This window comes from Methylobacterium sp. E-025 (assembly GCF_022829705.1).
Classification (GTDB): Bacteria; Pseudomonadota; Alphaproteobacteria; order Rhizobiales; family Beijerinckiaceae; genus Methylobacterium.
The window spans coordinates 1-26,621 of sequence record NZ_JAKSYR010000135.1; the positions used below are offsets into that span (position 1 = coordinate 1).

Here is a 26,621-nt window from a genome sequence, read left to right on the forward strand (position 1 = left end):
CTCGCGCGGCGGCTTCGGGGCGCAGGTGCTGCACCTGCTGACCGAGCGCGGCGTGCTCGACGCGATGCGGCTGCGGGTGCGCACGATGACCCTGCCCGACAGCTACCAGGACCACGACAGCCCGGACAAGATGTACGCCGAAGCCGGCCTCGACGCCGCCAGCATCGTCCGGAAGGTCGAGGACATCCTCCCCGAGCGGAAGGCCCGCCCGAGCAACGTCGTCAGCGTCGGGCGCCGCCCGCGCTGAGCGCGGGTCGGCCGTCGATCAGTCCGCCTCGCCCTGCATCGCCCGGCGCTGGCGGTCGAGCTCGTCGCTGTAGCGCTTCAAGGTGTGGCTCTCCGTGAGCATGCCGATGACCTGCCGGTCGCCGATCGAGTCGACCACGGCAAGCGCCTCGCTCTCGGTGCGGTCGAAGGCCGCCGAGGCTTCCTTGGCGGTCAGCTCGGGCGTCAGGATGTCGTCGGGGTGACGCAGCACGTCGGCGAGCGTCGCCGGCGTCTCGCTCGCGTCGCGCGCGGCGGCATGGGCCTCGGGCACCAGGACGATGCCGGCGTAGCGGCCTGCCTCGTCCACCACGATCACCCGCGAGGGCGATCCGAGCGGGTGCGCCCGCAGGAAGGTCGCCATCGGCGTGTCGAGGGGGATGGTGCGCACGTCCTTGCGCATCAGCCGACCGACCGTCAGGCTGCGGATCCAGCCGACGTCGTGGGCGCTGCGGATGCTCTCGCCGCGCAGGTGGAAGCGCCAGGTGGCGAAGGAATAGCCGAAGGTCTTCCGCACGGTGAGCGACGAGGCGATCACCGCGACGAGGACGAGGCCGGTGATCGGCAGGCTGCCGGTCACTTCCAGCGCCAGGAACGTCATGGTGAGCGGGCCGCCGATGACGGCGACCGCGAGCGCGCTCATGCCGATCACCGCATAGGCGAGCGGCGTCAGCCCGAAGGCGGCGAGCCCCGGGATCACCGCCGGCGCGACCATCGCGAACAGCTTGCCGGCGAGCGCACCGAGGAACAGCGAGGCGAAGAACAGGCCTCCGCGGAACCCGGACCCGATCGAGATCGCCGAGGCCGTCGCCTTGCCGACGAACAGCAGAACGAGCGCCGCCGTGCCGTAGCCCTCGGCCCCGTCCGCGAAGTGGACGTGGAGAGCGCCGTGCCCGCCGGACAGCACCTGCGGGCCGATCGCGAGCGCCAGCGCGCCGACGCAAAGGCCCCCGAGCGCGGGGCCGGCCACCCGCGGGACCCGCGTCGCCGCCACGCCCTGCTCGACCAGCGTGACGCCGCGCATGATCAGGATGCCGAGGCCGGCGCAGAACAGGCCGAGGACGAGGCTCGGCAGGGTGTCGGCGCCGGTCACCGCGGCCGTCGTCACCGCCTGGACGTTGTCGAGGGCGACCAGAGGCTGGGCCGCGACCAGGCTCCGCGAGACCAGGCTGCCGCACAAGGCGGCCACCACCACCGGCGTCAGCGTCGCGATCGAGTAGGTGCCGATGATCAGCTCGAAGGCGTAGAACGCGCCGGTCAGCGGCGCCCCGAAGGCGGCGGCGATCGCCGCGGCCGATCCGCAGCCGACCAGCGTGCGCAGGTCGTTGCGCCGCATCTCGAAGGCGATGCCGAGGCGCGAGGCGAGGCCGCCGCAGATCTGCGTATAGCCCGCCTCGAGCCCGACCGAGGCGCCGCTTCCGTTCGAGATGACGTTCTGCATGGCCACATAGACGCTGTCGCGCAGCGACATCCGGCCGCCATGGAGCGCGTTGGCCTCGATCGGATCGATCACCGGCCGCCTCCGCCGCCCGCGGATCGCGTTGGCTGCGAGGATCACGAGGCCGAGCAGGATGCCGCCGAGGCAGGGGCCGACGAGAAGGGCGAGCGGCGTCACGGCGTCGGCCGCGCTGAGGCGGGTCCCGTGCGGCAGGCGGTACAGCGCCTCGCGAAGGCCCTGCGTCGCGACGTTCATCGCCGCCACCGCCGCGCCGGCGACGCATCCGGTCAGGCCGGAGAGCACCACGAGCCCGACCTCGCTGCGGCGGACGAGGACGCGGAGCCGGCCGGGCGCCTGGACCAGGGTCGCGCGGTCCCAGCGGCGGCGCGGGGTCTCGGCGGTCTGGCTCATCGCGGCGCGGGCATGGGACGACAGGTCACGCCCGATCCTTACGGGTTCGCGCACGCCTCCGTCCACAGGCGCAGGCGTGGTGTCGAACCCGCTTGAAATGCCGCCGCCGCCACGATACACCCCGCCGCAGTGCCGCCGTAGCTCAGTTGGTTAGAGCGCTTGATTGTGGATCAAGAGGTCCCCCGTTCGAGCCGGGGCGGTGGTACCATCGATTTCGACGGGCGATGCGAGGGGTTGGCGAAGCGCCGGCCCCTTTTTCGTTTGTGGAGGATCGGGTCCGCACTCCCCCCGCCCCTTGCTCAAGCCCGACTGCGCTTTCGCAGACGAAGCTTCGAGCCGCATCCGCGAGGGTGCGGCCGCGGGGGTCACACCACGCCGGCGCGGAGCAGGTCGTGGATGTGCAGGATGCCGGCGGGGCGGCCGGCTTCGACCACGAAGATCGCCGTGATGCGCTTCCGGTTCATCACCTCGAGGGCGGCGCTCGCCAGGAGGTCGGCCTCGACCACGACCGGGGCGGCCGTCATCACCTGCTGAACGGTGGTGTCGAGGATCGCCGGGCCCATGTGGCGGCGCAGGTCGCCGTCGGTGACGATGCCGATCAGGTGCCCGTCCGCGTCGACGACGCCGACGCAACCGTAGCGGCGCCGGGTGATCTCGATCAGGACGTCGGACATCACCATCGCGTCGGGCACGAGCGGCACCTCGTCGCCGGTGTGCATGAGCTGGCGCACGGTCTTCAGGCGTGCGGCGAGGGTGCCGCCGGGATGGAGCGTCTTGAAGCGCGCCGAGGTGAAGCCGCGCTGCTCGACGAGCGCCACCGCGAGGGCGTCGCCGAGCGCCAGCTGGATCAGGCTCGAGGTGGTGGGCGCGAGGTCGTGGGGGCAGGATTCGCGCACCTTCGGCAGGGCGAGCAGCACGTCCGCCGCGCGGCCGAGCGTGCTGTCGGCGTTGCAGGTGATCGCGATCAGGGGGATCGAGAAGCGGCGCGAGAAGCTGACGAGGTCGCCGAGCTCCACCGTCTCGCCCGACCACGACAGTGCGACGATCACGTCGTCGGCGGCGATCATGCCCAGGTCGCCGTGGCTCGCCTCGGTGGGGTGGACGAAGAAGGCGTGCGTGCCGGTGGAGGCCAGCGTCGCGGCGAGCTTGCGCCCGACATGGCCGCTCTTGCCGATGCCGCAGACGATGACGCGGCCCTTCACCGACAGGATGGTCTCGACCGCCCGCTCGAACGCGACGCCGAGGTCGCCGTCCAGAAGCGCGATGACCTCATCGAGCGCCGACATGCCGAGGCGGAGGCTGCGCACCGCGATGGCGCGCGGATCGCCCTCGCCTGCGGCGACCGCATGAAGGCGCGGCGACGCCGCTTTGGAGGGCTTCTGCGCGATCGGGAACGCGGTGACGTGCGACATGGGGCATCCGCATAGGATCCCGGCATCGAGAACGCGCACCGGGCAGGCTGAAACGGCATCGTGCCCGGTCGTCGGGCGACGCTACGCCTAGGTTCGGGCCGTGGTTTAAATGTGACGGCGCGATGTCGCAGCGGGCCGGCACGGGGGGCCGTCAGCGCGGCACCAGGTGGAAGTCCGGTGCGTGCTCGGGCTGGGTCGTCACGACGGCCGCCGGCAGCACCGGCCGGGTATCGGCGAGCGAGATCCTGAACCGGCCGACGATGCGGGCGAGCGCCAGCACCGCCTCGGTGAGGGCGAAATGCGCGCCGATGCAGACCCGCGGGCCGACGCCGAAGGGGAGATAGGCGTAGCGCGGGATCGCCGGGGCGCCGGGCAGGAAGCGGCCCGGATCGAAGGCGTGCGGGTCGTCCCAGAGGCGGCGGTGCCGGTGCAGCACCCAGGGCGAGATCATCACGATGTCGCCGGCCGCGATCTCCACGCCGGCGACGCGGTCGGCTTCGAGCGCGCGTCGCACGATGACGAAGGCCGGCGGATAGAGCCGCATCGTCTCGTCGATCACCGCGCGGGTCAGCGGCAGGCGCCCGTCCTGGGCGCAGCCGGCCGGGGCGGCGAGGTCCGCGCCCTGCACCTCGCGCGCCACCTGCTCCTGCAGCTCGGGCGCCAGCGCCAGCATGTAGGCGGCCCAGAACAGCAGCACCGCGGTGGTCTCGTGCCCGGCCAGGATCATGGTCGCGACCTGGTCGCGGACCTCGGCGTAGCTGAAGGCCGCCCCGGTCTCGGGATTGCGGGCGGCCATCAGCAGGTCGAGCAGGTCGCGATGGGTGCGCGGGGTCCCGTCGGCGGCCCGCGCTTCGATGATCTGGCCGAGGAAGGGCGTCCAGCGCTTCCGGAACCAAGCGCGCGGAAAGTCGAGGGGCGCCCGCCAGGTCGGCGGCATCAGGATGTCGAGGAGGTGGGGCCGGCCGAGGCGCTCGGAATACTCGGCGATGAAGCCGCGCAGCGCGTCCCCGTGACGATCCATCGCCACCGAGAACATGCTGCGGCCGGCGATCTCGAGGGCCAGCCGGTGAAGGGCGGCGAACAGGGCGACGGGGCCGCGCGCGGCGGCGACGTCGAACTCGCCGAGCGCGTCGCCGATCGCGCGGTCGATCAGCGGGACGAGACCGTCGATCGCCTTCGGGGTGAAGGCCGGTGCCAGCGAGCGCCGCTGGTGGCGCCAGGATGCGCCCTCGCTGATCAGGACGCCGTCGCCGAGGATTGGGCGCAGGATCCGCACGGAACCGGCGGTGCGGGCATAGTTCGCCTGGTTGTCGACGAGCACCCGGCGGATCGCATCCGGATCGCTCAGGGTGAAGCTCGACCGCCCGAGCAGGCTGCGGCGGGTGATCAGATCGTCGTAGGCCCGGCGCGGCCAGCCGACGAGGGCGTTGGTGCGCAGCGCGCCGAGATAGGAGAGGATCGGCGGCTCGCGCTCCGGCGGAACCCGGAACGGCGGCACGATCCGCGGCGTCGCGGCGCGCGCGCCATCGGAGGCCTGCGCCGCCGTAGGGTCGAGAACCGTCGTCATGTCCGTCCTCCGCCGATGGCGACGCGCCCCGGTCCACCGTCCGCGACCCGTTCGCCGGGGCCGATCCCGCGCGAGGGACCGGTCGCCGACGTCGGGTCTTCGGGCGCCGTTCTACACGTTCGCGGCCGCCGGCGTGAGGCCGGCAAACCGCCTCACGCGGCGATGAACAGGCCGGCGATGGCCGCGCTCGTCAGGTTCGACAGGGTGCCCGCGAGGATGGCGCGCAGGCCGTAGCGGGCGATCTCGGACCGGCGCTCGGGCACGAGGCTGGAGAAGCTCGCGAGCTGGATCGCGATCGACGACAGGTTGGCGAAGCCGCAGAGCGCGAAGCAGACGATCGCCTGGCTGCGTGAATCGATGGCGCCGCCCTTCAGCACCGGCGAAAGGTTGGCGTAGGCGAAGAACTCGTTGAAGGCGAGTTTCTGCCCGATCGCGCCGCCGACCAGCGTCGCGTGCTCCCACGGCACGCCGAGGAGCCAGGCGAGCGGTGCGAGCGCGAACCCGAGGATGACCTGGATCGAGGCCGCCGGATATCCGGCGAGGCCGCCCAGGTAGCCGACGATGCCGTCGGCGAGCGCGATCAGGCCGACGAAGGCGATCAGCATCGCGCCGACCGCGACGGCGACGGCGAGCCCCTTCTGCGTGCCGTCGGCCGCGGCCTCGATCAGGTTGGCCGCGCGCGTCTCGCCGAACTCGACCCGGGTGGTGGCGATCCGCGTCGGCTCGGTCGAGGGCACCAGCAGCTTGGCGAAGAGCAGCCCGCCGGGGATCGCCATCAGCGAGGCGGCGAGCAGGTAGGTCATCGGCACGCCGAGCGCCGCGTAGCCGGCCAGGATCGAGCCCGCGGTGGAGGCGGCGCCGCTCGTCATCACCGCGAACAGCTCGGCCCCGGTCAGCAGCGCGAGGAACGGGCGCAGCGCCACCGCGATCTCGCTCTGCCCGATGGCGATGGTGATCACCGCCGAGAACGACTCGATCGGGCTGGTGCCCACCAGCCTGCGCAGGCCGGCGCCGACGATGCGGGCGGCGGCCTGCATGATCCCGAGGTGATACAGCACGCCGATCAGCGCCGAGACGTAGAGGATCTGCGGCAGCACCCGAAGCGCCAGGATGAAGCCGCTGCCGCCGAACAGCTCGAACATCCGCGGCTCGACGAGGCCGCCGAACAGGAATGCGGTGCCGCGGTCGCCGTAACCGAGCACGGTCTGGACGAAGCCGGCCGCGGCAGAGAGGCCGGACGGGACGAACAGGATCAGCGCGCCGAGGCCGACCTGCAGACCGAGCGCGGCGAGCACCACGCGGGGCCGGATCGCCCGCCGGTTCGTCGAGAGCAGGACGGCGACGGCGAGCAGCAGAAGGATGCTGAGGCCGGCATGCAGGAGGCGATCGAACATCGGATCTCGGAACTCGGCTGGCTGATCGGGACGGCCATGGAAGCTTCGGGCCAAGCTTTTCCCGGCGCGATCGACACGCGGTCGTTTCCTCGCGGGTGATGCATCGATCCCGGATCGGATCGTGACTCCGGCTGTTCATCGCCGGCGACCGGACCATATCGTGCCGGGCGCCGTCCCGTGACCCAATCGAAGATCCGGAGCAGACGACATCATGGCGAGCCTGCGTGCGCATCTCGCGTCCTACATGGTCAGGCGCAACGTCCGGAACCGCCTCGGCGCGATGGACGACGTGGGCAAGATCCGGGCGGTCTTCGGCGGCCGGACGTTCCCGGACCCGTCCGGCGCGACCTATGAGGCCGGCGCCGTCGGCGGGATACCCGGCGAATGGGTCAGGCCGGTCCGCCCCGAGGGACCGGAGCGGCGGCTGCTCTACCTGCACGGCGGCGGCTTCGTCGCCTGCTCGCCGAAATCGCATCGCCCGGTGACGGGCGCGCTGGCCGAGCGCGGCTTCACGATCTTCGCCGCCGATTACCAGCTCGCACCGGAGCACCCGTTTCCGGCCGGCGTCGAGGATGCGTGCGCGGCCTGGAACGCCCTCGCCGCGCTCGGGCCGGCGGCGATCGCCGGCGATTCCGCCGGCGGCAACCTGGCGCTCGTCGCGATGCTGGCGGCCCGCGACCGCGGGCTGCCTCTTCCGACGGCCGCCGCCCTGTTCTCGCCGGTCACCGACTTCCTCGCCGAGGACGGCTCGCGCGTCAGCAATGCCCGGCGCGACGCGATGTTCGACCCGCGGGCGCTGATCAACCTCGGGCCGATGTATCTCGGCGGGGCCGATCCCGCCGACCCGCGGATCTCGCCGCTCTTCGCGGATCTCGCCGGCCTGCCGCCGCTGCTGTTCCACGTCGGCGAGCGGGAGGTGCTGCGCGACGATTCGGTGCGGATGGCCGAGAAGGCGCGGGCGGCCGGCGTCACCGTGTCCCTGACGGTGTTCCCGGTGGTCGCCCATGTCTGGCAGTTCGCGCACAGCATGTTACCGGAGGCGCGCCGCTCCCTCGATGCGGCGGCGGAGTTCCTGCGGAGCCACCAGTAGCTCCAGCAAGACGCCGGCCCGCGCCGCGACCGCCTCCGTTGCGACGGAACGGGCTGCGGCGATCGGCCGTTGAGAGGTCAAGCTGCGCCGCCCGGCGGCGCCCATCGCGCGGAGAGAACCATGAGCCTGATCGGACGCATCGTCACGAAGCTTCTCGGGAACGAGGATCGCCAGGTCGTTCGCGACGACCGCAACGCGAGCTCCGCCTCGCCGATCGGGCGCCTCGTGACCAAGATCCTCGGCAAGTAGCCGGCACCCCGCTCGGGCGGGCACGGATCGACGGGCGGCGTGGGTCACGCCGCCATCAAACGCGCAGAACTGACGGGTAGGAGATGACCATGGTCGATACGGATCGCATCGTCGGCGGTGCCAAGGAGCTTGGCGGCAAGATTCAGGGTGCGGCCGGCGACTTCGTCGGGTCCAACCGCGACTCGGCGGAAGGCCGCCTTCGCGAGGCCGGCGGCAAGACGCAGGAGGCCTACGGCCAGGCCAAGGACAACATGCGCAACGTCGCCGACGAGGCCGGCGACCGCGCCCAGGAGGCCTACGGGCAGGCCAAGGACGCCTACGGGCAGGCACGCAGCAAGCTGCGCGACGTCGCCGACAACGTCACGGACTACGCCTCGGACGCCTACGACCGCCGCGGCGACTACCTGCGCGACGGCCGTCAGGCGGTCAGCTCGCGGGTCGAGGAGAATCCGCTGATCGCGCTGGTGCTCGCCGGCGCCGTCGGTTACGGCCTCGCCCTGCTGCTGCACGGGCGCCGCTGAACGCAGCCCGCGTTGCAAAATCCTGCGCCATCGAAGCACCCCGCCGGTTGACCGGCGGGGTGCTTTCGCCTGCGGGCTACTGCGCCGTCCAGCCGCCATCCATGGCGATGTTGGTGCCGGTGATCTGGCTGGCGGCGTCCGAGCACAGGAACAGGGCGAGCGCGGCGACCTGGTTGACGGTAACGAACTCCTTCGTCGGTTGCGCCTTCAGCAGCACCTCGTCGATCACCTGCTCCTTGGTCAGCCCACGCGCCTTCATCGTATCGGGGATCTGCGCCTCGACGAGCGGCGTCCAGACGTAGCCGGGCGAGACGCAGTTCACCGTGATCTTGTGCGTGGCAAGCTCCAGCCCCGCGGTCTTGGTCAGGCCGGCGATGCCGTGCTTGGCCGCGACGTAGGCCGACTTGTACGGCGAGGCGACCAGCGAGTGGGCCGAGGCGGTGTTGATGATCCGCCCCCAGCCGCGTGCCTTCATCCCCGGGATCGCCGCCTGCATCGCGTAGAAGGCCGAGGACAGGTTGATCGCGATGATCTGCTCCCACTTCGCGCCCGGAAACTCCTCGATCGCCGACACGAACTGGATGCCGGCGTTGTTGACGAGCACGTCGACCGAGCCGAAGCGGGCTTCCGCCTCGCGCACCATCTCGCCGATCTCGGCCGGCTTCGTCATGTCGGCGGCCGAATGATGCGCCCGCACGCCGAATTCGGATTCGATTCCGGCGCGCGCCGTCTCGATCGCGTCGGCCTCCCCGAAGCCGTTCAGCACCACGTTCGCCCCGTCCCGCGCCAGGGCGCGGGCGATGCACAGCCCGATCCCGCTGGTCGAGCCGGTGACGATCGCGGTCTTGGATTTCAGGGTCATGCGGAACTCCGGGATGGCGACGAAACGGCGAAGAAAGCCTGCCCGATGCACCGCCGGTTGTCGACGCATCCGGGTCACGGACGGATCAGGGCGTCACGTCGGCGGCGCCGGTCTCGGCCTCGAAGGCGCTGGCGAGGTAGGCGCGCACGAAGCCGGGCATCGCCGCCTCGATGTCGGCGGCCTCGCGCACCGTCACGATCCCGGCGAGCTCGGGCTCGTCCTCGCCCAGCGCGTGGATCTCCATGCGTTCGATCAGGGCGGCGGCGTCCTCGGCGAAGCGGACGGGCCGCAGGAAGGCGAGCTGGCCCTCGCCGCGCAGGCAGACCCAGTCCTCGGGCGCCCCGTCGGGCACCCGGAGGCCGGTCTCCTCCAGAAGCTCGCGCGCGGCGCTCCCCGAGAAGTCGACCGCCTCGCCGCGCACGTCGTCGAGGTCCGGCGTGCCGCAGGGAAAGTAGATCTGCCCGGCATTGGCTGTATGCGCGCCCATCCGCCCGAGCAGGACCGCGCCGTCGGCGCTCCACGGCACGATCGCCGCGAAGGCGTTGGCGACGTGCCCGTCCGGCGATCCGCCGTCGCGATAGGCCAAGAAGCGGGAATACGGCGTCTCGAACAGGTCCAGGCGGCAGCTGTCGCCGTCGATCGCGCAGCCGCAGGCCACCAGCACCGGCCCATCGAACAGGGCGGGCTGCGCCGCCCGCCGCCGCATCCAGTTCTGCTCGATGCGCTCGGCGTTGTCGCGCGCCCAGGCCCAATCGTAGGTCACCAGCCGGGCTTCGAGGCGCGCGAGGCGGACGACTTCGAAACCGTACGGCCGTGAGTCCGGCGTCGCCGCATCAGACATGGAGCACGCCTTCCGACACGATCACCGCCGCCCCGCCGATCTCGACCGAGCGCAGGCCGCCGGCCTGGACCACGACCTGCAGCGCGATCGCGCTCGGGCGGCCCATCGCGACGCCTTGCGTGATCGCGACGTCGTGCGTGCCGTCGCCGAGCGGCTCGAACTGCATCAGCACGCCGGCGAAGGCGGCGGCCGCGGAGCCCGTCGCCGGGTCCTCGGCCACGCCGAGGGCGGGGGCGAACATCCGGGCCTGGAAGGCGAGACCGATCTCCGCCGTGTCCGGCGCGTAGAGCAGGAAGCCGTCCGAAGTGCCGGCCAGCGTGCCCGGTCGCGCCGCGTCGAGACGGTCCGGTGAGGCGACCGGAACGAAGGTGAAGCTCGGGCCGACGCCGTGCCGGCTCGGCCGGTGCCGCCCGAAGCCGATATCGTCGGGCGCCAGCCCGAACGCGGCCGCGAGAGCGGCGGCGTCGGCAGCCTCGCCGAGGTAGTCCGGCAGGATCGGGAGCCTGAAGCGGGCGCGGCCCCCTCCGTCGCCTGTTTCGACCACGCAGGGGATCGTGCCCACCGCCTCTTCCAGACCGAACGCGACGGCGTCGGCCCCCTCGGGCCGCGCCTCGCGCAGGGCCAGCAGGATTGCGGTGCCGATGGTCGGATGCCCGGCGAAGGGCAGCTCGCGAGTCGGCGTGAAGATCCGGAGCCTCGCCCGGTGCCGCGGCTCGTCCGGCGGCATCACGAACACCGTCTCCGACAGGTTGAACTCCCGGGCGATCGCCTGCATCGCCCCGTCGTCGAGCCCGTCGGCCTCAAGCACCACGGCGAGCGGGTTGCCGGCCAGGGCCTGCGTCGTGAACACATCCAGGGTGACGAAGCGGCGCGGCATCCAGAGGTTCCTTCTCTCGCTCTCAGACCGTCTCCACCGGAAACGTCTCGGTCGGCGCCACGAACTCGTCCTGCGCCGCCACGGTGAGGATCTCGCGCGAGCCTTCCGCCAGCGTGCGCCGCAGGACGCCGTAGACCGAGGCCGCCGCCATGCCGAGCGCCAGCGCCGCCGAGCCGGTGCGGGCGTAGTGGACGAGGAACAGCGCGGCGATGCAATCGCCGGCTCCGTTCACTGATAGATCCAGGCGGGGCGTGCGCACCCGCCAAAACGTGCCGCCCTCCCCGGCCAGCAGGTCGATGGCGTCGGGCGGCGTCGCGTCGGTGACGAGCGAGGTGACGAGCACCACCCGCGGTCCGCGTTCCTGCAGGGCGGCGACCGCGCGCTTGGCCTGCGCCAACGTGCCGGTCGGCAGGCCGGTGAGCAGGTCGAGCTCGAACTGGTTCGGCGTCACGATGTCGGCGGCGGGCACCGCGCGCTCGGCCATGAACTCGGCGATGCCGGGGCGGACGTAGACGCCGCGGCCGGTGTCGCCGATCACCGGGTCGCAGGCGTAGAGCGCCCGGGCGTTCTCGGCCCGCACCGCATCGACCGCGCCGAGGATCGCGGTACCGATGTCGGCCGAGCCCATGTATCCGGACAGGACGCCGTCGCAGGTGCCGAGCACCCCGCGCTCGCGGATGCCGGCCACCAGATCCTCGACCGCCGGCCCGTCGAAGACGCGTCCGCGCCAGGCCCCGTAGCCGGTGTGGTTGGAGAACTGCACCGTGTGGATCGGCCAGACCTCGACCCCGAGCCGCTGCATCGGAAACACCGCGGAGGCGTTGCCGACATGGCCGTAGGCGACGTGGGACTGGATCGACAGGATGTTCATCGCGATCTCCCCGGCACGCGTGGCCTCCGCGGCGTGTTACCGGCTTTCGGCATCCCGCGCACCCGGCACCCCCCATCCTCGACAAGGCGGACCATGGATTTCGAATCGCTGCGCGTCTCCGCCCTCGCCTTCGTCGAGGCGCACCGGGCGTGGACGCCACTGATCGTCGGCGCGTTGGCCTTCTGCGAATCCATCGCCTTCCTGTCGCTGCTGGTGCCGGCCACCGTGATCCTGATCGGCATCGGCGCGATGATCGGGGCGACCGACATCGCGTTCTGGCCGGTGGTGGCCGCGGCGGCCGTCGGCGCGGCCCTCGGCGATTGGCTCTCCTACGAGTTCGGCCGGTCCTACGGCGAGGGCGCCAAGCGCCTGTGGCCGATGCGGCGCTACCCCGAGATGGTCGCCAAGGGCGAGGTCTTCCTGAAGCGCTGGGGCGCGGCGGCGGTGGCGCTCGGGCGGTTCTTCGGGCCCGCCCGCGCGGTGGTGCCGCTGATCGCCGGCATGTTCGGGGTCGCCCGGCTGCCGTTCCAGGTGGCCAACGTCCTCTCGGCCCTCGTCTGGGCTTTCGTGCTTCTGGCACCGGGTGCCGGGCTGCTGGCGTGGTTCCAGGGCTGATGCGACGGTTTCCGCCCGAGCGCATCGTCTGCCTCACCGAGGAGACTGTCGAGACGCTGTACCTGCTCGGCCAGGAGCGCCGCATCGTCGGGGTGTCGGGCTATGCCGTGCGTCCGCCGCGGGTCCGGCGCGAGAAGCCGCGCGTGTCGGCCTTTACCAGCGCGGACCTGCCGAAGATCCTCGCGCTCGAGCCCGATCTCGTCCTCGCCTTCTCCGATCTCCAGGCGAACATCGCCGCCGACCTCGCCCGGGCCGGCATCGCCGTGCACCTGTTCAACCAGCGCGACGTCGCCGGCTGCCTCGCGATGATCCGCACGCTCGGCGCCCTCGTCGGCGTGCCGGACCGGGCCGACGCCCTGGCGCAGAGTTATGCCGACGCGTTGGCACGGGCGGCCGCCGAGGTCGCGGGCCGTCGGCGGCCCCGCGTCTATTTCGAGGAATGGGACGAGCCGATGATCTCCGGCATCGGCTGGGTCTCGGAGCTGATCGGCCTCGCCGGCGGCGACGACGTGTTTCCCGACCGCGCCCGGATGGCCGCCGCCGTCGACCGGATCGTCGCGCCCGAGGCCGTGATCGCGGCGGCGCCCGACGTCGTCCTGGCCTCGTGGTGCGGGAAGAAGGTCAACGTCGCGCGCATCGCATCCCGCCCGGGATGGGCGGCGATCCCGGCGGTGCGGGACGGCCGCATCCACGAGATCAAGTCGCCGTTGATCCTGCAGCCCGGCCCAGCCGCGCTCACGGACGGGTTCGCCGCGATCCGCGCGGCGCTGGCAGGATCGCTCGCGTGATCTCCGGCCGCAGGTGACAAGCGCTGTCCGGGCTTGGCAAGATGCGCCGTCCCGATTCGGCACAAGCCGCCACACGAGAGACGATGTCGTCAGCCCTCGCCCATGCTCTTCCGGCCGAAGCCCGCACGGTCGCCCCCGCGTCGGACCTGATCCTGCCGCCCGACCGGCGCCAGTCGCCGACGGCGCTGAAGATCCAGCGCGGGGTGCGCCGCCTGTTCTCCGAGATGGGCTGCGCCACCCTGCCCGAGTTCTCGCTGGTCAACGGGCGGCGCGCCGACGTGATCGCCCTGTGCGGCGCCGGGCGCCTGACCATCGTGGAGATCAAGTCGAGCGTGGCGGACTTCCGCGCCGACCGGAAATGGCCCGACTACCGCGACTTCTGCGACCGCTTCTTCTTCGCGATCCCGGACACGGTGCCGGAATCGCTGATCCCGGACGAATGCGGCCTGATCGTCGCCGACGCCTTCGGCGGGCTGGTGATCCGCGAGGCGCCCGAGCACCCGCTCTCCGGCCCGCGCCGCAAGGCCGTGACGCTGCGCTTCGCCCACAGCGCCGCCCGGGTCCTGCACAGCCTCGCCGATCCGGGTGCGATCCGCGACGGCGCGCTCTGAAAGCCTGGTCGTCATGCCCGGAAACACGGCGTGCTGATCGACCGTCGGACCGGCGCCGCTTCGCTTTCGCCGGCGCGGCGCGGCGGCTAAGCTGTCCCGAGGTCATCGCGGCCGCCGCTCCGGCCGCTGCGGTATGGGTTTCGATGCGCGCACTGATCGGGATCGTCACGGCACTTCTGCTCGCTGCGCCGGCCGCGGCCCAGACGGTCTCCAAGATCGGGCTGTCGGCTCCGCTCACCGGGCCGGACGCCGCCTTCGGCCAGGGCATGCGGCTCGGCGCCGAGCAGGCCGTCGCCGACCTCAACCGCGCGGCCGGCGCGTCCGGCCGCAAGCTCGCGCTGGTGGTCGCGGACGATGCCGGCGACGCGAAGCAGGGCGTCGCGGTCGCCAGGCGCTTCGCCGCGGACGGCATCCGCCTCGTGGTCGGGCCGCTCGAATCCTCGGTCGCGGCCGCCACCGCCGCGATCTACGACGATGCCGGCATCGTCGTGGTCACGCCAGGCGCGTCCTGGGCCGCGCTGACGCGCCGGGGCTACGCGACCCTGTTCCGCATCGTCGCCGGCGACGCGCAGCAGGGCGAGGCCGCCGGCCGCTACCTGCTCGCGCACGAAGCCGGGCGCCGCGTCGCCATCGTCCACGACCGAACCACCTTCGGCCGGGGCCTCGCGGACGCGGTCTCCGCGACGCTCAAGGCCGCCGGCAGGCCCGAGGTCGCGTTCGAGAGCCTGCCGCGCGGCAGCCGGGACGCTGCGGACCTCGCCGCGACGCTGAAGGCCGCCCGCGTCGACACGGTCTACTTCGGCGGGCTGGCGCCGGAGGCGGCGACGCTCGCGCACGCGATGCGCGACGCCGGGTCGACCGCCCGGCTGGTGGCGAGCGACGGCATCCTCGACCGGGACTTCGCGACGCTCGCGTCGGCCGCCGGCGAGGGGACGGTGATGACCGTCCCGGCCGAGCCGGCGCGGCTTCCCGAGGTCAAGGGCCGCCCGCCCCGCACCGCGGAAGCCGATGCGCTCGCCGGGCCGACCTATGCGGCGGTCGAGGTGCTGGCGCAGGCGATCGACCGGGCGAAGTCTCGGGACGGGCGCACGGTCGCCGCAGCACTCCGGGGCGCGCCCTTCCGCACGATCCAGGGCGAAATCGCCTTCGATGCGCAGGGCGACCCCAGCTCGGGTGCCGTAGCCCTCGAGGTTTGGAAGCGTACGCCGGACGGCCGGCTCGATTACGCGGGCAACGAGACGGCGCCGTAGGATCAATCGTTTCGCACAGGAATCGTCCGGGAACGGCGCTTTTTGTGTCGACGTCGCCGTGGTCGCGAGGCGGCGAAGCTTGCTTGCGTGGCAGGAGGCCCCTACATCGTGCCCGACGCTCGATGGCTTGGCGCCTCCGGATACGGACCCGCCGCCGCCGCGTTCATCGAATTGCCGTGACGAAAGATCGTGCGCCGGAACGCCTGCTTCCAGACGGTCCGACTGGAGAGGGTGAATGGCGAAAGAAGAATTGATGCAGTTCGACGGTCTCGTTCTCGAGATCCTGCCGGATGCGCGCTACCGGGTGCAGCTCGACCAGGGCCACGAGATCGTCGCCTACACCGCCGGCAAGATGAAGAAGAACCGCATCAAGACGCTGGCCGGCGACCGCGTCACCGTCGAGATGTCGCCCTACGACCTCGAGAAGGGCCGCCTCGTGTTCCGTCACAAGGACGAGCGCTCGGCCGGCCCGCGTCCGCCGGTGCGCGGCGGCCAGTTCCGCCGCCGCTGAGCGGCCGGCGATTCCCACGCCTCCCCGGATCGTCGCGGCCTATCCCCTCCTGACGTTGACCGCCCTGCTCTGGGCGGGCAACGCGGTGGCGGGGAAGTGGGCGCCGGGCCACGTCTCGCCGCAGGCGATCACGTCGCTGCGCTGGGCCGTGGTCTGCGTTGTGCTGTGGCTGTTCGCCCGGCGCCGCATCGTGGCCGATTGGCCGGGCATGCGCGGCCATTGGCGGCTCGTCCTGCTGATGGGCGGCCTCGGCTACACGGCGTTCAACAGCCTGTTCTACGCCGCCGGGGCCTACACCAGCGCGATCAACCTCGCCCTGTTCCAGGGCTCGATCCCCGTTCTGGTGATCCTGCTGAACTACGGTCTCTATAGGACCCGGGTCACGTCCGGCCAAGCGATCGGCGTGCTCGTGACCCTCCTCGGCGCGGCGGTGGCCGCGACGCACGGCGACTGGCACGTGCTCGCCACCCTCGGCTTCAATCGCGGCGACGTGCTGATCTTCATCGCCTGCCTGTTCTATGCCGGCTACACCATCGCCCTGCCGCACCGCCCGGCCATCTCCGGGCTGAGCTTCTTCGCGGCGATGGCGCTGATGGCCTTCGTCACCTCCCTGCCGCTTCTGGCGATCGAGGCGGCGTCCGGCCGGGTGATCTGGCCGGGGATCGAGGGCTGGGCGATCGTGGTGTTCGTCGCGCTCGGGCCGTCGCTGGCCGCGCAGCTGTTCTTCATGCGCGGTGTCGAGCTGATCGGGCCGAACCGGGCCGGCCTGTTCGTCAATCTCGTGCCGATCTTCGGCGCCGGGCTCGCCGTGCTCGTGGTCGGCGAGCCCTTCGGTACCAATGAGGCCGTCGCGCTGGCCCTGGTGCTCGGCGGCATCTTCTGCGCGGAACGGCTCGGGCGCGGCCCAGGCCCCAGCGTCGAGCCCGCCGCGCCGCGGGACCGGCCGAGACCTTGAGCGCGGCCGGTGCTGCCACCGGCCGCGGATCGATCGCTTATTCGCAGACGCGGACGCGGCGGATGAACACGTCGCCGTAGGCGTCGATCGTCCGGCGGCGCTCGAAGTGGCAGACCGGGCCGTAATCTTCCTCGACGTAGACCGGGCGCGGGGCGCGGTAGACCGGCTGGCCGGGATAGTAGCCGTTCTGCGAGGAGGCGATCGCGCCGCCGACGGCGAGGCCGCCGAGCACGCCGAGCGCGGCTGCGCCGCCGGCGCCGATGCCGTCACGGGCTTCAGCCGCGGGTGCTGCGGCGACGAGGCTCCCGGCGAGGAGAGCAACGGAAAGAGTTCGGATCATGGTTCGTCCCCTCGGGATCTGTCGTGGTCGCAATGTCCGGCCAGTTCGTAAACGAAATGCGAACGCCGCAGGCTTCGAAGCCCATCGCACGATCACGTTCGTGTTGGGCCGCGGATCGCAACACAGATCAGCGTGCTTTGAGGCAAATCTTCGACCTCCGATCGACGCTGTCGCTCACAGCCGCGCGAGACGCAACGCCAGCGGCCAGCGTACGGTGCGGCGGTGCTCGGCCGGCCCCCACGACGCGGCGAGCGCATCCTGGAACGCGTCGACCGGCGCCCGGCCGACCGCCGTCTCGAGCCCCCGCAGCGCCGACCATGTCTCGACGTAGCCCACAAGGTCGGAAAGACGCCACGCGACGGTGATCGCGAGGTCCGGCGCGACGAACTCCGCGAAGGGGAACGGCAGCGAGCGGTATCCCGCCTCGACATGCCTGCGCTCCGGCGGCCAGTACGGTCCGGCGACGTTGCGGTAGAAATGTTGCACCACCGCGTCGGGTGCGCCCTCGACGTGGAGGATGCCGTAGCTGACGAGCGCCAGCACGGCGCCCGGGCGGGCGACGCGGCGGACCTCCGCGTAGAAGGCGTCGAGGTCAAGCCAATGGGCGGCCTGCGCCACGGTGATCAGATCGACGCTCGCCGCCGGCAGGCCGCTCCGCTCGGCCGCCCCGATCCGGTACGCGACGCGGGGATGCGGCGTCGCGTTCGCGATCTGCGCGGCGCTGGCATCGGTGGCGACGACGGCGTCGAAATGCTCGGCGAGCGGCGTCGAGAGTTGGCCGGTGCCGCAGGCGCAATCGAGCGCGCGGTCTCGACCGGGCGCGCATTCGGCGAGGAACGCGGCGAGCGCCGGCGGATAGGTCGGCCTGTGCGCGGCGTAGCCGGCCGCATGGGACGAGAAATGATCCTTGAAGGCCGGGTCCATCGTCGTCGCCCTGTCGATTGCGTGCCGCGGGGCGAGCGTAGCGCCGCCGTTGCGTTCGCTGAAGCCGGTGCTTGACGGCGCCGGCCATTCCGGCTGCAACCGGCGCAAGCAGCATCGGAGCGATACGAATGGCGACACGAGGCTTCGTCGGCCGGCGCAGTCCGGAAGAGACGCAGAAGCGGCTGCCTCCCGGGCAGCATCGCGTCGAGGATTTCCCGATCCTCCAGATCGGGCCGAACCCGGTGATCGATCTCGCCACCTGGCGCTTCACGCTGCGGGACGGCGCGAAGCTGCTGAAATCCTGGGACTGGGACGCGTTCCAGGGGCTGCCGCGGACCACGTGGCAGGGCGACATCCACTGCGTCACCAAGTGGTCGAAGTTCGACACCGGCTGGGAGGGCGTGAGTTTCGACGACCTCCTCGCCGATGCCGGCATCGCGGCCCCGACCGATTTCCTGCTCGCCGAGGGCTACGACGACTATTCGACCAACGTCCCCGTCGCCGACCTCGTCGGCGGGCGCGCGATGATCGCGACGCATTACGAGGGCGCGCCGATCGAGGCCGACCATGGCGGCCCGCCTGCTCGTGCCGCACCTCTACCTGTGGAAGAGCGCGAAGTGGGTGAAGGGCCTGCGCTTCACCAAGAAGGACGAGGCCGGTTTCTGGGAGATGCGCGGCTACCACATGTACGGCGACCCGTGGCGCGAGCAGCGCTACACCGGTGACTGAGGCCCCCGATCTCCGCTGGCGCGAGGGCGTGATCACGGCGATCGCGCCGGTCACCGCGCGGGTGAAGAGCTTTCACCTGCGCACCGGGATCGCCGACGCCTACCGGCCGGGCCAGCACGTCGACGTGCGCCTCACCGCCGAGGACGGCTACCGGGCGCAGCGCAGCTACTCGATCGCCTCGGCGCCGGACGGCTCGGGGACGATCGAGCTGATGATCGAGGGGCTGGAGGGCGGCGAGGTCTCGAGCTTCTTCCACGAGATCGCCGAGGTCGGCGACGCGATCGAGCTGCGCGGGCCGATCGGCGGCTCGTTTTCCTGGGGGCCGGCCGATGGCGGGCCGCTGCTGCTCGTCAGCGGCGGCTCCGGCGTGGTGCCGCTGCTCGCCATGCTGCGCCACCGCGCGGTCGCCGCGCCCGAGATCCCGGCGCTGCTGCTCTATTCGGCCCGGACGCGGAGCGACGCCGTCGCGCTCGCCGAGATCGAGGCGCGGGCCGGCGCCGAGCCGGGCCTGTCGGTGGCGTTCACCGCGACGCGTGAAGGCGGACGCCGGATCGACGCGGCGATGGTCGCCGAAGCCCTCGCCAAGCTCGGCCAGCCGGCCCGGGTCTTCGTCTGCGGCGCCACGCCGTTCGTCCGCACGGCGGCGACGCTGCTTGTCGGGGCGGGCGTCGCGCCGGGCCTGATCCGCACGGAGCGGTTCGGCGGCTAGGGTCTTTCGCGCGGTGGCGGCCGGTGCGCGCGAGACGGGTGCGACCTCGCGATGCTCCGGGATTCAGGAGCGGACGATCTGGCTGCGCCGTTTGATGTCGGGGCTCGATGCGCCGCAGGTCGGCAGGCTTTCCACCGGACCGTGCACCGCCGAGGTCGTCGCCGAGAGGTCGTGGTAGCACACGCAGCCCTCGGCGAAGTAGTGGTGCACCAGCGCCTTGCGCGACCGGCTCACGTCGTTGCGCGGCGAGCCGCTGTCCGACGTGCAATCCGACATCCGATTCGGGCTATGCTGAGGCTGTCGGCCGACGGATATCGTCCGTTGCCGCCCCGGGAAAGCGGCTTGGAGGAACGGCAATCCCGCCTTCATCGGTCGATCGACGAAGCCGGGACGCCGGACGCCCCGGCTGCGATCCGTCGGCACGATCCCATCGCCCCGCGCGACGACATGGTCGGGGCGGGAGGTTCAGGGACTGAAGATCAGGACGAGATAAACGAAGAACACGATCAGGTGCACCGCGCCCTCGAGCACCGTGGTGCGCAGGCCCGAGAAGGTCAGCGTGCTCAGGATCAGGGTCACGGCGAGCAGGGTCATCTCGGTCGGCTTGAGCCCGAGGACCACGGTCTGCCCGGTGATCAGGCCGACCGCGAGCACGGCCGGCACGGTCAGGCCGATGGTCGAGGTCGCGGCGCCGAGGCAGAGATTGATCGCGCGCTGCAACTCGTTGCGGGCGATCGCCTTCAATGCCGAGATCGCCTCGGGCGTGAACACGATCGCCGCGATCAGCACGCCCGAGAGGGCGGACGGGGCGCCGAGGGCGGCGATGCCGTGGTCGAGGATGGTCGCGAGGCTCTTCGACAGGAGCACGATCGGCAGGATGTTGGCGATCAGCAGGATCGTGTGCCGGACGATGCTCCCGGCGGATGCCGTTTCGCCCTCGGGCCCCTCGCGTTCCGCTCCGGCGGCTCGGCCCCGCGCCGCGTGGCCCTCCTCCTGGAAGAAATCGCTGTGCCGCCCGGTCTGGATCAGCAGGAACACCCCGTAGAGTGCGAGGGTGAAGCCCGAGAAGGTCACCGCCTGAAGCGTCGTCAGGGTCCCGTCGCGGGTGGAGGTGGTGAAGTTCGGGATGATCAGCGCGAGGGTCGAGAGCGGGATGATCACCGACAGGAAGGCCGACGCCCCTTGCAGGTTGTAGCTTTGCTGGTGATGCCTGAGCCCGCCGACCAGCAGGCCGAGCCCGACGACGCCGTTCAGCACGATCATCAGCACCGCGAACATCGTGTCGCGCCCGAGCGTCGGCGCATCCTTGGCACCGAGCATCACCGCGGAGACCAGGGCCACCTCGATCACGACGATGGAGAGCGTGAGCACCAGGGTGCCGAGCGGCTCGCCGAGCAGGTCGGCAAGCTCCTCCGCCTCGTGCACCACGCCGAAGGCGCACCAGAAGATCGCGACGAGCAGCCAGGCGAACAGGGCCAGGGCCCAGAGCGGCCGGTCGAGGTCGCCAAGCCAGTCCTTGCCGAACCATGCGAAGGCGCCGACCGTCGCCCACGCCACCGCCAACCGCGCCATGCCCATCCGCCGTCCGACCCGCCCGGATGCCCCACGCACCCGAAAGACCTTTAGGCGATCGGGAAGGCTTGCGCACACGCAACCGCCCCATGCGGGCCGGGACGTGGCGGAACCGCCGCGAAGCCGCTAGAGGATAGGGCTTCGCAACCCGAGTCGAGACCGGTGAGCCTGATAGAGAACCGCGCCCTGCGCCGGTTCCGACGGGACGGACGGTCGTGAAAGCCCCGCACCGTGCCGTTTCCGACCCTTCCCGCCCCGTTCGCGCGGGCGCTCGCCGACCATGACTACGCCGAACCCACACCGGTGCAGAGCGCCGTCCTCGAAGCGGCCGCCGACGGCAGAGACCTTTTGGTCTCGGCGCAGACCGGTTCTGGCAAGACCGTGGCCTACGGCCTCGCCATGGCCGGCCTGCTGCTCGACGGTGCCGAGATGCTGGCGCCGGCCGGTGCCCCGCTGGCGCTGGTCATCGCGCCGACGCGCGAGCTGGCGCTGCAGGTTCAGCGCGAGCTGATGTGGCTCTACGGCCCGGCCGGCGGCCGCGTCACGGCCTGCGTCGGCGGCATGGACCCGCGCCGCGAGGCGCGCGCGCTCAACGAGGGCACGCACATCGTCGTCGGCACGCCCGGGCGCCTGCGCGACCACCTCGAGCGCCGCACCCTCGTTACCGACCAGATGAGGGCCGTCGTGCTCGACGAGGCCGACGAGATGCTCGACCTCGGCTTCCGCGAGGACATCGAGTTCATCCTCTCGGCGACGCCGAACGAGCGCAGCACCTTCCTGTTCTCGGCGACGCTGCCGAAGGCGATCGACAGCCTCGCCGCCCGCTACCAGCGCGACGCGCTGCGCCTCGCGGTGAAGAGCGAGACCCGCGGTCACGCCGACATCGCCTACCGGGCGATTCGCGTGGTGCCGCGCGAGATCGAGCACGTCGTGCTCAACCTGCTGCGCGCCGCCGACGCGCCGACGGCGATCGTGTTCTGCAACACCCGCAACGCGGTGCGTCACCTCCAGGCGAGCCTGACCGAGCGAGGCTTCTCCACCGTGGCCCTGTCGGGGGAACTCGGCCAGGGCGAGCGCAACGCCGCGCTCCAGGCGCTGCGCGACGGCCGCGCGAAGGTCTGCGTCGCGACCGACGTCGCCGCCCGCGGCATCGACCTGCCGGGTCTGTCGCTCGTCATCCACGCCGACCTGCCGCACGACGCCGAGGTGCTGCAGCACCGCAGCGGCCGCACGGGACGCGCCGGCAAGAAGGGCACCAGCATCCTGCTGGTGCCGAACGCCCGCCGTCGCCGGGCCGAGCAGATGTTCCAGCTCGCCAAGATCAGCCCCGAATGGGGCGGTCCCCCGTCGGCCGACGAGATCCGGCGCCTCGACGGCGAGCGCATGCTGGAAGACCCGCTGTTCACCGAGGCGCCCGGCGAGGAGGATCTCGCCCTCGCCGAGACGCTGGTCACCGGCCGCACCCCGCTCGAGCTCGCCGCTGCCCTCGCCCGCGTCTACCGCACCCGCCTGCCGGCGCCGGAGGAGGTCACCGATCCGGGCGACCAATCCGGCCGCGGCTCCGCGAGCCGGCCGCCCTACGATCCGATGGACCCCGAGCGCATCGCGGCGATGGGCCCGGCGGTGTGGTTCCGGCTCAACCTCGGCCGGCGCGACAACGCCGACCCGCGGCGCCTGCTGCCGATGCTGACCCGCCGCGGCGGGATCGACCGCCAGGAGATCGGCGCGATCCGCATCTTCGACCGCGAGACCAAGTTCGAGGTGCGCGGCAACGCCGCCTCGCGCTTCGCGCAGGCCTTCGCCCGCAACGGCTCGCCGGAGATTCAGGTCGAGGCCCTGGTCGGCGATGCCCCGGTCGCCGAGCGCAAGGGGCCGGCCGGCTTCAAGAGCCCGCGCGCGGCCAAGCACGAGCGCCACATCGGCAAGCCAGAGGCGGCGAAGCCTTACGCCCGCAAGCCGCGCGCCTGAGCGCGGCGTCGGCCCGCGGCCGACGTTGCCTCGCAGCGACCCGACCGGTCAGAACCGGTCGGGAATGCCCTTCACCGCATCGCCGAGCGCCTCGACGCTCTCGCGCAGCTTGCGCCCGGCCGGCGCCAGGGACGGCACCTTGATGCCGAACACCTCGGTGTCCTCGTCCTGCGCTTCCGCGGGCACCGCCTTGGCTTCGACCGCCGCGGGCTTGCGGGCGGCCGGCTTTTCCGCGACCGCCTTGCTCGCCGCTGGTGCCGCCGTGGCGGCGGAAGGCTTCGCGTGCGCCTCGATCCGCGGCTTCGCCTTCGAAGGCTCGGGCTTCGCGGCCTCGCGCTTCGCCAGCTCAGGTTTGGCCGCTTCGATCTTGGCCGTTTCGTCCACCGCCGATGCCGGACGGGTCGCGACCGCCTTCGGGGGCTCCGGCGGCAGGGCCGCGTAGGTCGCGGTCTCGGTCTTTGCGCGCACGGTCTCGGCCGCCACCGGCGCGATGCCGGGCACGGTGCGGGCCGGCGCGACCAGGGTCGCCTGACGGGCCGGGCCGATTACCGGCACCTCGACGAGCGCCGGGACCGGTTTCGGCGCGGGTGCCGGCGTCGCGAGCTTGCTCGCGGCGACGGGCGGGTTCGGGGTGATGGCGGGCGTCGCCGGTGTCGGTACGGCGTCGCTGGCGACGGAGCCTGCGCGCAGCATCGGATCGATCCGCGCTTCGACGACCGGGGGCTCAGCCGGCTCGGGCGGCAGGATCTCGCGGATCTTCGGGATCGACGAGGGGCTGCCCGTCGCCAGAGCCGGCAGCCCGTCCTTCAGATCGGGCCAGTCGGCGGCCTGCCGGCTCGTCACGATCGGCTTGGCGCGCTGCGGTCCGGCGAGGCCTGAGAGGTAGGTGCTGGCCGCGGCGGCGAAGGCCCCGGTCCCGGCCACTCCGATTACGCCGAACAGCGCGATGCGGGCCCAGGGGCGTCGTGCGGCCGGACGCGGCACCGTCTTCGGCGATTGCCGGGTCTCGGACGGGTCGAGGGCGAGATCATTCATCGGGGGGCGATCATGGCAGGAGGTTGCATCGGGCACGCGAGGCGGATGCGACCGATCTCCCCATCACGGCCGCATCGCCTCCGAAGATGTTCCGCACGCGGAACTCGAGTGTGGATCAAGAACCGGCAATACGGCGCAACGATGTCGCCCCGCTTCGCGGCGCCGAGCCCCGGGCTTCGACCTGTCGCATCTTCTGTGGAGAAGTCGTCGTCGCGCCGAGGTCTTGCGTAGACGGTGTGTGCTTAAGAACTCGTATCGGCGGGCGTCCTGCCCCGGTCGAGCCTCAGGGCCAACCTCCGAGGTGCACGGCCTGCGCCCGTGCCACGCGCTCGACCGCGCGGGTCCATCGGCTCGCCGGCCGAACGGGCGACGATGCGCCGGCCGCGACGGCCGCCTTCAGCGTCAAGCCGTCTCGATCGCCCCAGCGCGCGAGCAGAACCTGGAACGCGTCGTGCCGCGCACGCTCGAAGGGGATCGGCCGCAAAGCGGAATCGCGACAGGGATGGGGCGGGTAGAGATGGGCCACCGGCACCAGGCCGGCCGGGATCGGCGCCGTGGCCACGTGGGTGCGGCGGCGGCGCAGGATCTTCGGCACGACGTAGGCCCGCGGCCCGAACGGATCGCCGGCGCCGGACGACACCTCGATCCGCCCGAGCGGTCCTACGACGACCAAGTCTGCCTCGCCGCCCAACGCCTCCGGCCGGATCGCGCCATCGAAATCCGGCGGTGCGGCGCCGAGATGCGCGCGGAGCCGCGCGAGCGGTCCCGGCCGATCGGTCCTGACCCGGACGGAGACGTGCGCCGAGCCGAGACCCAGATCGAAGCTCACGGCCGCCCGCCGAGCCGGATCGAGCGCTTCGCGATCGGGGCCGAGCTCGGTGAACCGCGAGCAGGCGACGGCGCCGAATTCCGCAGCCGGCAGGCACAGCGCGACCGCGTGGCTCCATCCGTCGCCCACCGGCATCTCGTAGGCGATCAGTCGCACCGCATCCGTCAGCGTCAGCGCGATGCCGCCCCTGGCGGTTCGAAGGCCAATCCGGTCCTCCCCAAGGATCCGGAACGTCTCGTCCGGCCGCCGGCGGAACTCGGCGGCCGCCCCGAACGCGCCGAGGTTCCACGCGCTCGCGGGATCGGCGAGCGAGGCGCAGAGGATGTCGCGATCGGTCGCGTCGAGGGCCATGGTGGGCACGGCTACGCCGGTCGTCGCGGAGGCTCAAGCGCCGTCTGCAACCGAAGGCTGCGATGTGGACCGCATGCCGAGCGCGCCTGCGCGGCATGGACTTCGCCACGCGTCGCCGCCACCCTGCGCGGCGTGAGCGCCAGACCGATCTCCCTCCCGACACCGCCGGACGACGCGCCCGGCACCGCCTCCCCTGTTCCACCGCAGGCGATTCCGGCGGCCGGGTTCTGGAGCGGCTGGTCGACCCGCGCGCGGCTGATCGCCGTCGTCCTCGCCATCGACGTCGTCGCGGCCCTGGTCTCCTGCGGCGTCATCGTGATCAACGCGCGCACGGCGGTGAAGGTCGAGACGCGAGCATCGCTCTCCACCGTGGAATCGCTCGTCGCCGACACGATCCGCCTCCTCGACGCGGCCCCGTCCGAACGCCTGCTCCAGACCCTCGACCTGCGTTTCCAGATCCTGCGCCACGTCCGCGTCACAATGCGCGACGCCGCCGGCGCGACGGTGGGCGCGCCGATCGGCCAGCCGCATCAGGAGAAGACGGCGCCGGCTTGGTTCGCAGACCTGATCATGCCGAAGATCGAGCAGCATGAGCTGCCGATCGTCACCGCCGGCCGCACGATCGGCACGGCGCGGATCACCACGCAGCCGATGGACGAGATCGACGAGATCTGGGTCTATGCGCGCGCCCTGTCGCTGACGACGTTCTGCATCAACGCGGCGATGCTGGCAGCCCTCTACCTTGCGCTCGGGCGCGTGCTGGCGCCGCTGGGCCGCCTCGCCGACGGCCTGACTCAGCTCGAGCGGCACGATTACACCGCGCGGCTCGAGAGCCCGGCGACCCACGAGTTCGCGGTGATCGCCAGGCGCTTCAACCAGGTCGCGGAAGCGCTGAGTGCCGTCCGGGCCGCCAACGGCCGCCTGAAGCGGCAGCTGCTGACCGCGCAGGACGACGAGCGCCGCAGCACGGCACTGGAACTGCACGACGAGTTCGGCCCCTGCCTGTTCGCCCTGGAAGCCAACGCGGCTTCCGTGAAGCGGCTCGCGACCGGCACGGCCGAGCCGGACCGAAACAAGCTCCTGGCGCGCGCCTCCGAGATCGCGGCGATCGTCGGCCAGGTGCAGAGCCGCAACCGCGACCTGCTCAACCGTCTGCGTCCGCACGCGCTCGGCCAGGTTCCGCTCGCCGACTGCCTCGACCTGCTGTTGCGCGACTTCGCCCGCCGACACCCCGAGACCCGATTCACCGGGCGGTTCCAAGGGCTCGCCCGCGGCTACGGCGATCTCGCCGACCTCACCGTGTTCCGTTGCATCCAGGAGAGCATGACCAACGCCGTGCGTCACGGCCACGCCGCGACGGTCACCGCCGAGGCGCGCGAGGGGAACGGCTCGCTGGTCGTGTCGATCGCCGACGACGGCACCGGGTTCGCGCCCGATCACGGCACCGGCCTCGGGCTCTCGGGCATGCGCGAGCGCGTCGAAGCGCTCGACGGAACGTTTGTTCTTGACAAGCACCCCCCGGGCGCCGTTGTCCGCATTATCATTCCCGTGGATGCGCAAAGGGGCGACGATGCCGACCCGGTGCGATCCGCCTGAGCGGCCTCGCCATCCCGAGCGATCCCCCGATGAAGTTCCCG

27 protein-coding genes, 1 tRNA gene and 1 pseudogene are annotated in these 26,621 nt (G+C 71.9%); 15 read left to right on the plus strand and 14 right to left on the minus strand.

Annotated features, from left to right (window positions below):
• On the plus strand, positions 1-247 hold a 247-nt coding region (locus tag MKK64_RS19330; RefSeq protein WP_279593270.1), incomplete at its 5' end, for a transketolase C-terminal domain-containing protein.
• 18 nt (positions 248-265) lie between these two features.
• On the opposite strand, the gene MKK64_RS19335 is transcribed toward MKK64_RS19330, so the two are convergent.
• A complete protein-coding gene (locus tag MKK64_RS19335) occupies positions 266-2,113 on the minus strand; it encodes a chloride channel protein (protein WP_243936622.1) in 1,848 nt (615 codons plus the stop codon).
• A 131-nt stretch (positions 2,114-2,244) separates the two neighbouring features.
• On the opposite strand from MKK64_RS19335, the gene MKK64_RS19340 reads away from it, so the two are divergent.
• Positions 2,245-2,321: transfer RNA gene (locus MKK64_RS19340), tRNA-His, on the plus strand.
• Between the two features lie 157 nt (positions 2,322-2,478).
• Here MKK64_RS19340 and MKK64_RS19345 read toward each other — a convergent pair.
• From MKK64_RS19345 to MKK64_RS19355, 3 genes are all read right to left on the minus strand, one after another.
• Positions 2,479-3,525 (minus strand): SIS domain-containing protein, encoded by a 1,047-nt coding sequence (locus MKK64_RS19345; RefSeq protein WP_243936535.1) that lies wholly within the window; start codon positions 3,523-3,525, stop codon positions 2,479-2,481.
• A gap of 151 nt (positions 3,526-3,676) precedes the next feature.
• Positions 3,677-5,092 (minus strand): cytochrome P450, encoded by a 1,416-nt coding sequence (locus MKK64_RS19350; protein WP_243936536.1) that lies wholly within the window; start codon positions 5,090-5,092, stop codon positions 3,677-3,679.
• Between the two features lie 152 nt (positions 5,093-5,244).
• Positions 5,245-6,486 carry a NupC/NupG family nucleoside CNT transporter gene (locus MKK64_RS19355; protein ID WP_243936537.1) on the minus strand — a complete coding sequence of 414 codons (1,242 nt, stop codon included), beginning with the start codon at positions 6,484-6,486 and terminating at the stop codon, positions 5,245-5,247.
• Positions 6,487-6,697: 211 nt separating this feature from the next.
• Here MKK64_RS19355 and MKK64_RS19360 point away from each other — a divergent pair, with 211 nt between their 5' ends.
• The 3 genes from MKK64_RS19360 to MKK64_RS19370 all read left to right on the plus strand — a co-directional run bounded on the left by MKK64_RS19360 (position 6,698) and on the right by MKK64_RS19370 (position 8,346).
• The gene (locus MKK64_RS19360; protein ID WP_243936538.1) at positions 6,698-7,576 is read left to right on the plus strand and encodes an alpha/beta hydrolase; all 879 of its coding nucleotides are present in this window, start codon (positions 6,698-6,700) and stop codon (positions 7,574-7,576) included.
• Between the two features lie 120 nt (positions 7,577-7,696).
• Positions 7,697-7,825 carry a TFIIS helical bundle-like domain containing protein gene (locus tag MKK64_RS19365; protein WP_147726177.1) on the plus strand — a complete coding sequence of 43 codons (129 nt, stop codon included), beginning with the start codon at positions 7,697-7,699 and terminating at the stop codon, positions 7,823-7,825.
• An 89-nt stretch (positions 7,826-7,914) separates the two neighbouring features.
• Entirely contained in the window at positions 7,915-8,346 is a 432-nt protein-coding gene (locus MKK64_RS19370; protein WP_243936539.1) for a CsbD family protein, read from the plus strand.
• A 76-nt stretch (positions 8,347-8,422) separates the two neighbouring features.
• Here the strand turns inward: MKK64_RS19370 and MKK64_RS19375 are convergent, their stop codons facing one another.
• The 4 genes from MKK64_RS19375 to pdxY all read right to left on the minus strand — a co-directional run bounded on the left by MKK64_RS19375 (position 8,423) and on the right by pdxY (position 11,797).
• Positions 8,423-9,208 carry a 3-hydroxybutyrate dehydrogenase gene (locus MKK64_RS19375; protein ID WP_243936540.1) on the minus strand — a complete coding sequence of 262 codons (786 nt, stop codon included), beginning with the start codon at positions 9,206-9,208 and terminating at the stop codon, positions 8,423-8,425.
• Positions 9,209-9,293: 85 nt separating this feature from the next.
• A complete protein-coding gene (locus MKK64_RS19380; RefSeq protein WP_243936541.1) occupies positions 9,294-10,049 on the minus strand; it encodes an NUDIX hydrolase in 756 nt (251 codons plus the stop codon).
• Positions 10,042-10,926, minus strand: a complete 885-nt coding sequence (locus MKK64_RS19385) for a PhzF family phenazine biosynthesis protein (RefSeq protein ID WP_243936543.1) — start codon at positions 10,924-10,926, stop codon at positions 10,042-10,044. Before MKK64_RS19385 ends, MKK64_RS19380 begins: the two co-directional genes overlap by 8 nt.
• A 22-nt stretch (positions 10,927-10,948) precedes the next feature.
• Positions 10,949-11,797 carry a pyridoxal kinase PdxY gene (pdxY, locus tag MKK64_RS19390; RefSeq protein ID WP_147726182.1) on the minus strand — a complete coding sequence of 283 codons (849 nt, stop codon included), beginning with the start codon at positions 11,795-11,797 and terminating at the stop codon, positions 10,949-10,951.
• 93 nt (positions 11,798-11,890) lie between these two features.
• Between pdxY and MKK64_RS19395 the strand changes: the two genes are divergently transcribed.
• The 6 genes from MKK64_RS19395 to MKK64_RS19420 all read left to right on the plus strand — a co-directional run bounded on the left by MKK64_RS19395 (position 11,891) and on the right by MKK64_RS19420 (position 16,527).
• Positions 11,891-12,412, plus strand: coding sequence for a DedA family protein (locus tag MKK64_RS19395; protein ID WP_243934627.1), 522 nt, complete (start codon positions 11,891-11,893; stop codon positions 12,410-12,412).
• The gene (locus MKK64_RS19400; RefSeq protein ID WP_243936544.1) at positions 12,412-13,200 is read left to right on the plus strand and encodes a cobalamin-binding protein; all 789 of its coding nucleotides are present in this window, start codon (positions 12,412-12,414) and stop codon (positions 13,198-13,200) included. Before MKK64_RS19395 ends, MKK64_RS19400 begins: the two co-directional genes overlap by 1 nt.
• Positions 13,201-13,283: 83 nt before the next feature.
• Positions 13,284-13,811: an MmcB family DNA repair protein gene (locus tag MKK64_RS19405; protein ID WP_243936545.1), complete on the plus strand. Its 528-nt coding sequence runs from the start codon at positions 13,284-13,286 to the stop codon at positions 13,809-13,811.
• Between the two features lie 143 nt (positions 13,812-13,954).
• A complete protein-coding gene (locus MKK64_RS19410) occupies positions 13,955-15,061 on the plus strand; it encodes a branched-chain amino acid ABC transporter substrate-binding protein (protein WP_243936546.1) in 1,107 nt (368 codons plus the stop codon).
• Positions 15,062-15,296: 235 nt separating this feature from the next.
• A complete protein-coding gene (infA, locus tag MKK64_RS19415) occupies positions 15,297-15,572 on the plus strand; it encodes a translation initiation factor IF-1 (RefSeq protein ID WP_147025743.1) in 276 nt (91 codons plus the stop codon).
• A 49-nt stretch (positions 15,573-15,621) separates the two neighbouring features.
• The gene (locus MKK64_RS19420) at positions 15,622-16,527 is read left to right on the plus strand and encodes a DMT family transporter (protein WP_409567980.1); all 906 of its coding nucleotides are present in this window, start codon (positions 15,622-15,624) and stop codon (positions 16,525-16,527) included.
• Positions 16,528-16,564: 37 nt separating this feature from the next.
• Here the strand turns inward: MKK64_RS19420 and MKK64_RS19425 are convergent, their stop codons facing one another.
• Positions 16,565-16,867: a hypothetical protein gene (locus tag MKK64_RS19425; protein ID WP_147841045.1), complete on the minus strand. Its 303-nt coding sequence runs from the start codon at positions 16,865-16,867 to the stop codon at positions 16,565-16,567.
• Positions 16,868-17,041: 174 nt separating this feature from the next.
• Entirely contained in the window at positions 17,042-17,791 is a 750-nt protein-coding gene (locus MKK64_RS19430) for a class I SAM-dependent methyltransferase (protein WP_243936548.1), read from the minus strand.
• A 128-nt stretch (positions 17,792-17,919) separates the two neighbouring features.
• On the opposite strand from MKK64_RS19430, the pseudogene MKK64_RS19435 reads away from it, so the two are divergent.
• A pseudogene (locus MKK64_RS19435) lies at positions 17,920-18,520 on the plus strand (sulfite oxidase-like oxidoreductase).
• Complete coding sequence (locus MKK64_RS19440) at positions 18,513-19,229, plus strand: FAD-binding oxidoreductase (protein ID WP_243936549.1); 717 nt, start codon at positions 18,513-18,515, stop codon at positions 19,227-19,229. Before MKK64_RS19435 ends, MKK64_RS19440 begins: the two are co-directional and overlap by 8 nt.
• 63 nt (positions 19,230-19,292) lie before the next feature.
• On the opposite strand, the gene MKK64_RS19445 is transcribed toward MKK64_RS19440, so the two are convergent.
• Both MKK64_RS19445 and MKK64_RS19450 read right to left on the minus strand, forming a co-directional pair.
• Entirely contained in the window at positions 19,293-19,505 is a 213-nt protein-coding gene (locus MKK64_RS19445; protein WP_243936550.1) for a hypothetical protein, read from the minus strand.
• 189 nt (positions 19,506-19,694) lie between these two features.
• Positions 19,695-20,807 (minus strand): calcium:proton antiporter, encoded by a 1,113-nt coding sequence (locus tag MKK64_RS19450; protein WP_409567977.1) that lies wholly within the window; start codon positions 20,805-20,807, stop codon positions 19,695-19,697.
• A gap of 225 nt (positions 20,808-21,032) precedes the next feature.
• On the opposite strand from MKK64_RS19450, the gene MKK64_RS19455 reads away from it, so the two are divergent.
• Positions 21,033-22,769 carry a DEAD/DEAH box helicase gene (locus tag MKK64_RS19455; RefSeq protein WP_147841051.1) on the plus strand — a complete coding sequence of 579 codons (1,737 nt, stop codon included), beginning with the start codon at positions 21,033-21,035 and terminating at the stop codon, positions 22,767-22,769.
• A gap of 48 nt (positions 22,770-22,817) precedes the next feature.
• On the opposite strand, the gene MKK64_RS19460 is transcribed toward MKK64_RS19455, so the two are convergent.
• Positions 22,818-23,804: a hypothetical protein gene (locus MKK64_RS19460; RefSeq protein WP_243936554.1), complete on the minus strand. Its 987-nt coding sequence runs from the start codon at positions 23,802-23,804 to the stop codon at positions 22,818-22,820.
• Positions 23,805-24,087: 283 nt separating this feature from the next.
• Positions 24,088-24,984, minus strand: a complete 897-nt coding sequence (locus MKK64_RS19465; protein WP_409567981.1) for a DUF6925 family protein — start codon at positions 24,982-24,984, stop codon at positions 24,088-24,090.
• Between the two features lie 132 nt (positions 24,985-25,116).
• Here MKK64_RS19465 and MKK64_RS19470 point away from each other — a divergent pair, with 132 nt between their 5' ends.
• Positions 25,117-26,580, plus strand: coding sequence for an ATP-binding protein (locus MKK64_RS19470; protein WP_409567978.1), 1,464 nt, complete (start codon positions 25,117-25,119; stop codon positions 26,578-26,580).
• Positions 26,581-26,621: the final 41 nt, after the last annotated feature.

Excerpts from the sequence above, each read along its gene's own strand:
- pdxY (WP_147726182.1), bottom strand. The coding sequence starts at position 11,797 with ATGAACATCCTGTCGATCCAGTCCCACGTCGCCTACGGCCATGTCGGC.
- MKK64_RS19380 (WP_243936541.1), bottom strand. The coding sequence starts at position 10,049 with ATGTCTGATGCGGCGACGCCGGACTCACGGCCGTACGGTTTCGAAGTC.
- MKK64_RS19365 (WP_147726177.1), top strand. The coding sequence starts at position 7,697 with ATGAGCCTGATCGGACGCATCGTCACGAAGCTTCTCGGGAACGAGGAT.
- MKK64_RS19425 (WP_147841045.1), bottom strand. The coding sequence starts at position 16,867 with ATGATCCGAACTCTTTCCGTTGCTCTCCTCGCCGGGAGCCTCGTCGCC.
- MKK64_RS19385 (WP_243936543.1), bottom strand. The coding sequence starts at position 10,926 with ATGCCGCGCCGCTTCGTCACCCTGGATGTGTTCACGACGCAGGCCCTG.
- MKK64_RS19370 (WP_243936539.1), top strand. The coding sequence starts at position 7,915 with ATGGTCGATACGGATCGCATCGTCGGCGGTGCCAAGGAGCTTGGCGGC.
- MKK64_RS19360 (WP_243936538.1), top strand. The coding sequence starts at position 6,698 with ATGGCGAGCCTGCGTGCGCATCTCGCGTCCTACATGGTCAGGCGCAAC.
- MKK64_RS19450 (WP_409567977.1), bottom strand. The coding sequence starts at position 20,807 with ATGGGCATGGCGCGGTTGGCGGTGGCGTGGGCGACGGTCGGCGCCTTC.
- MKK64_RS19395 (WP_243934627.1), top strand. The coding sequence starts at position 11,891 with ATGGATTTCGAATCGCTGCGCGTCTCCGCCCTCGCCTTCGTCGAGGCG.
- infA (WP_147025743.1), top strand. The coding sequence starts at position 15,297 with ATGGCGAAAGAAGAATTGATGCAGTTCGACGGTCTCGTTCTCGAGATC.
- MKK64_RS19430 (WP_243936548.1), bottom strand. The coding sequence starts at position 17,791 with ATGGACCCGGCCTTCAAGGATCATTTCTCGTCCCATGCGGCCGGCTAC.
- MKK64_RS19355 (WP_243936537.1), bottom strand. The coding sequence starts at position 6,486 with ATGTTCGATCGCCTCCTGCATGCCGGCCTCAGCATCCTTCTGCTGCTC.
- MKK64_RS19410 (WP_243936546.1), top strand. The coding sequence starts at position 13,955 with ATGCGCGCACTGATCGGGATCGTCACGGCACTTCTGCTCGCTGCGCCG.
- MKK64_RS19405 (WP_243936545.1), top strand. The coding sequence starts at position 13,284 with ATGTCGTCAGCCCTCGCCCATGCTCTTCCGGCCGAAGCCCGCACGGTC.
- MKK64_RS19375 (WP_243936540.1), bottom strand. The coding sequence starts at position 9,208 with ATGACCCTGAAATCCAAGACCGCGATCGTCACCGGCTCGACCAGCGGG.
- MKK64_RS19335 (WP_243936622.1), bottom strand. The coding sequence starts at position 2,113 with ATGAGCCAGACCGCCGAGACCCCGCGCCGCCGCTGGGACCGCGCGACC.
- MKK64_RS19350 (WP_243936536.1), bottom strand. The coding sequence starts at position 5,092 with ATGACGACGGTTCTCGACCCTACGGCGGCGCAGGCCTCCGATGGCGCG.
- MKK64_RS19400 (WP_243936544.1), top strand. The coding sequence starts at position 12,412 with ATGCGACGGTTTCCGCCCGAGCGCATCGTCTGCCTCACCGAGGAGACT.
- MKK64_RS19345 (WP_243936535.1), bottom strand. The coding sequence starts at position 3,525 with ATGTCGCACGTCACCGCGTTCCCGATCGCGCAGAAGCCCTCCAAAGCG.
- MKK64_RS19445 (WP_243936550.1), bottom strand. The coding sequence starts at position 19,505 with ATGTCGGATTGCACGTCGGACAGCGGCTCGCCGCGCAACGACGTGAGC.
- MKK64_RS19465 (WP_409567981.1), bottom strand. The coding sequence starts at position 24,984 with ATGGCCCTCGACGCGACCGATCGCGACATCCTCTGCGCCTCGCTCGCC.
- MKK64_RS19460 (WP_243936554.1), bottom strand. The coding sequence starts at position 23,804 with ATGAATGATCTCGCCCTCGACCCGTCCGAGACCCGGCAATCGCCGAAG.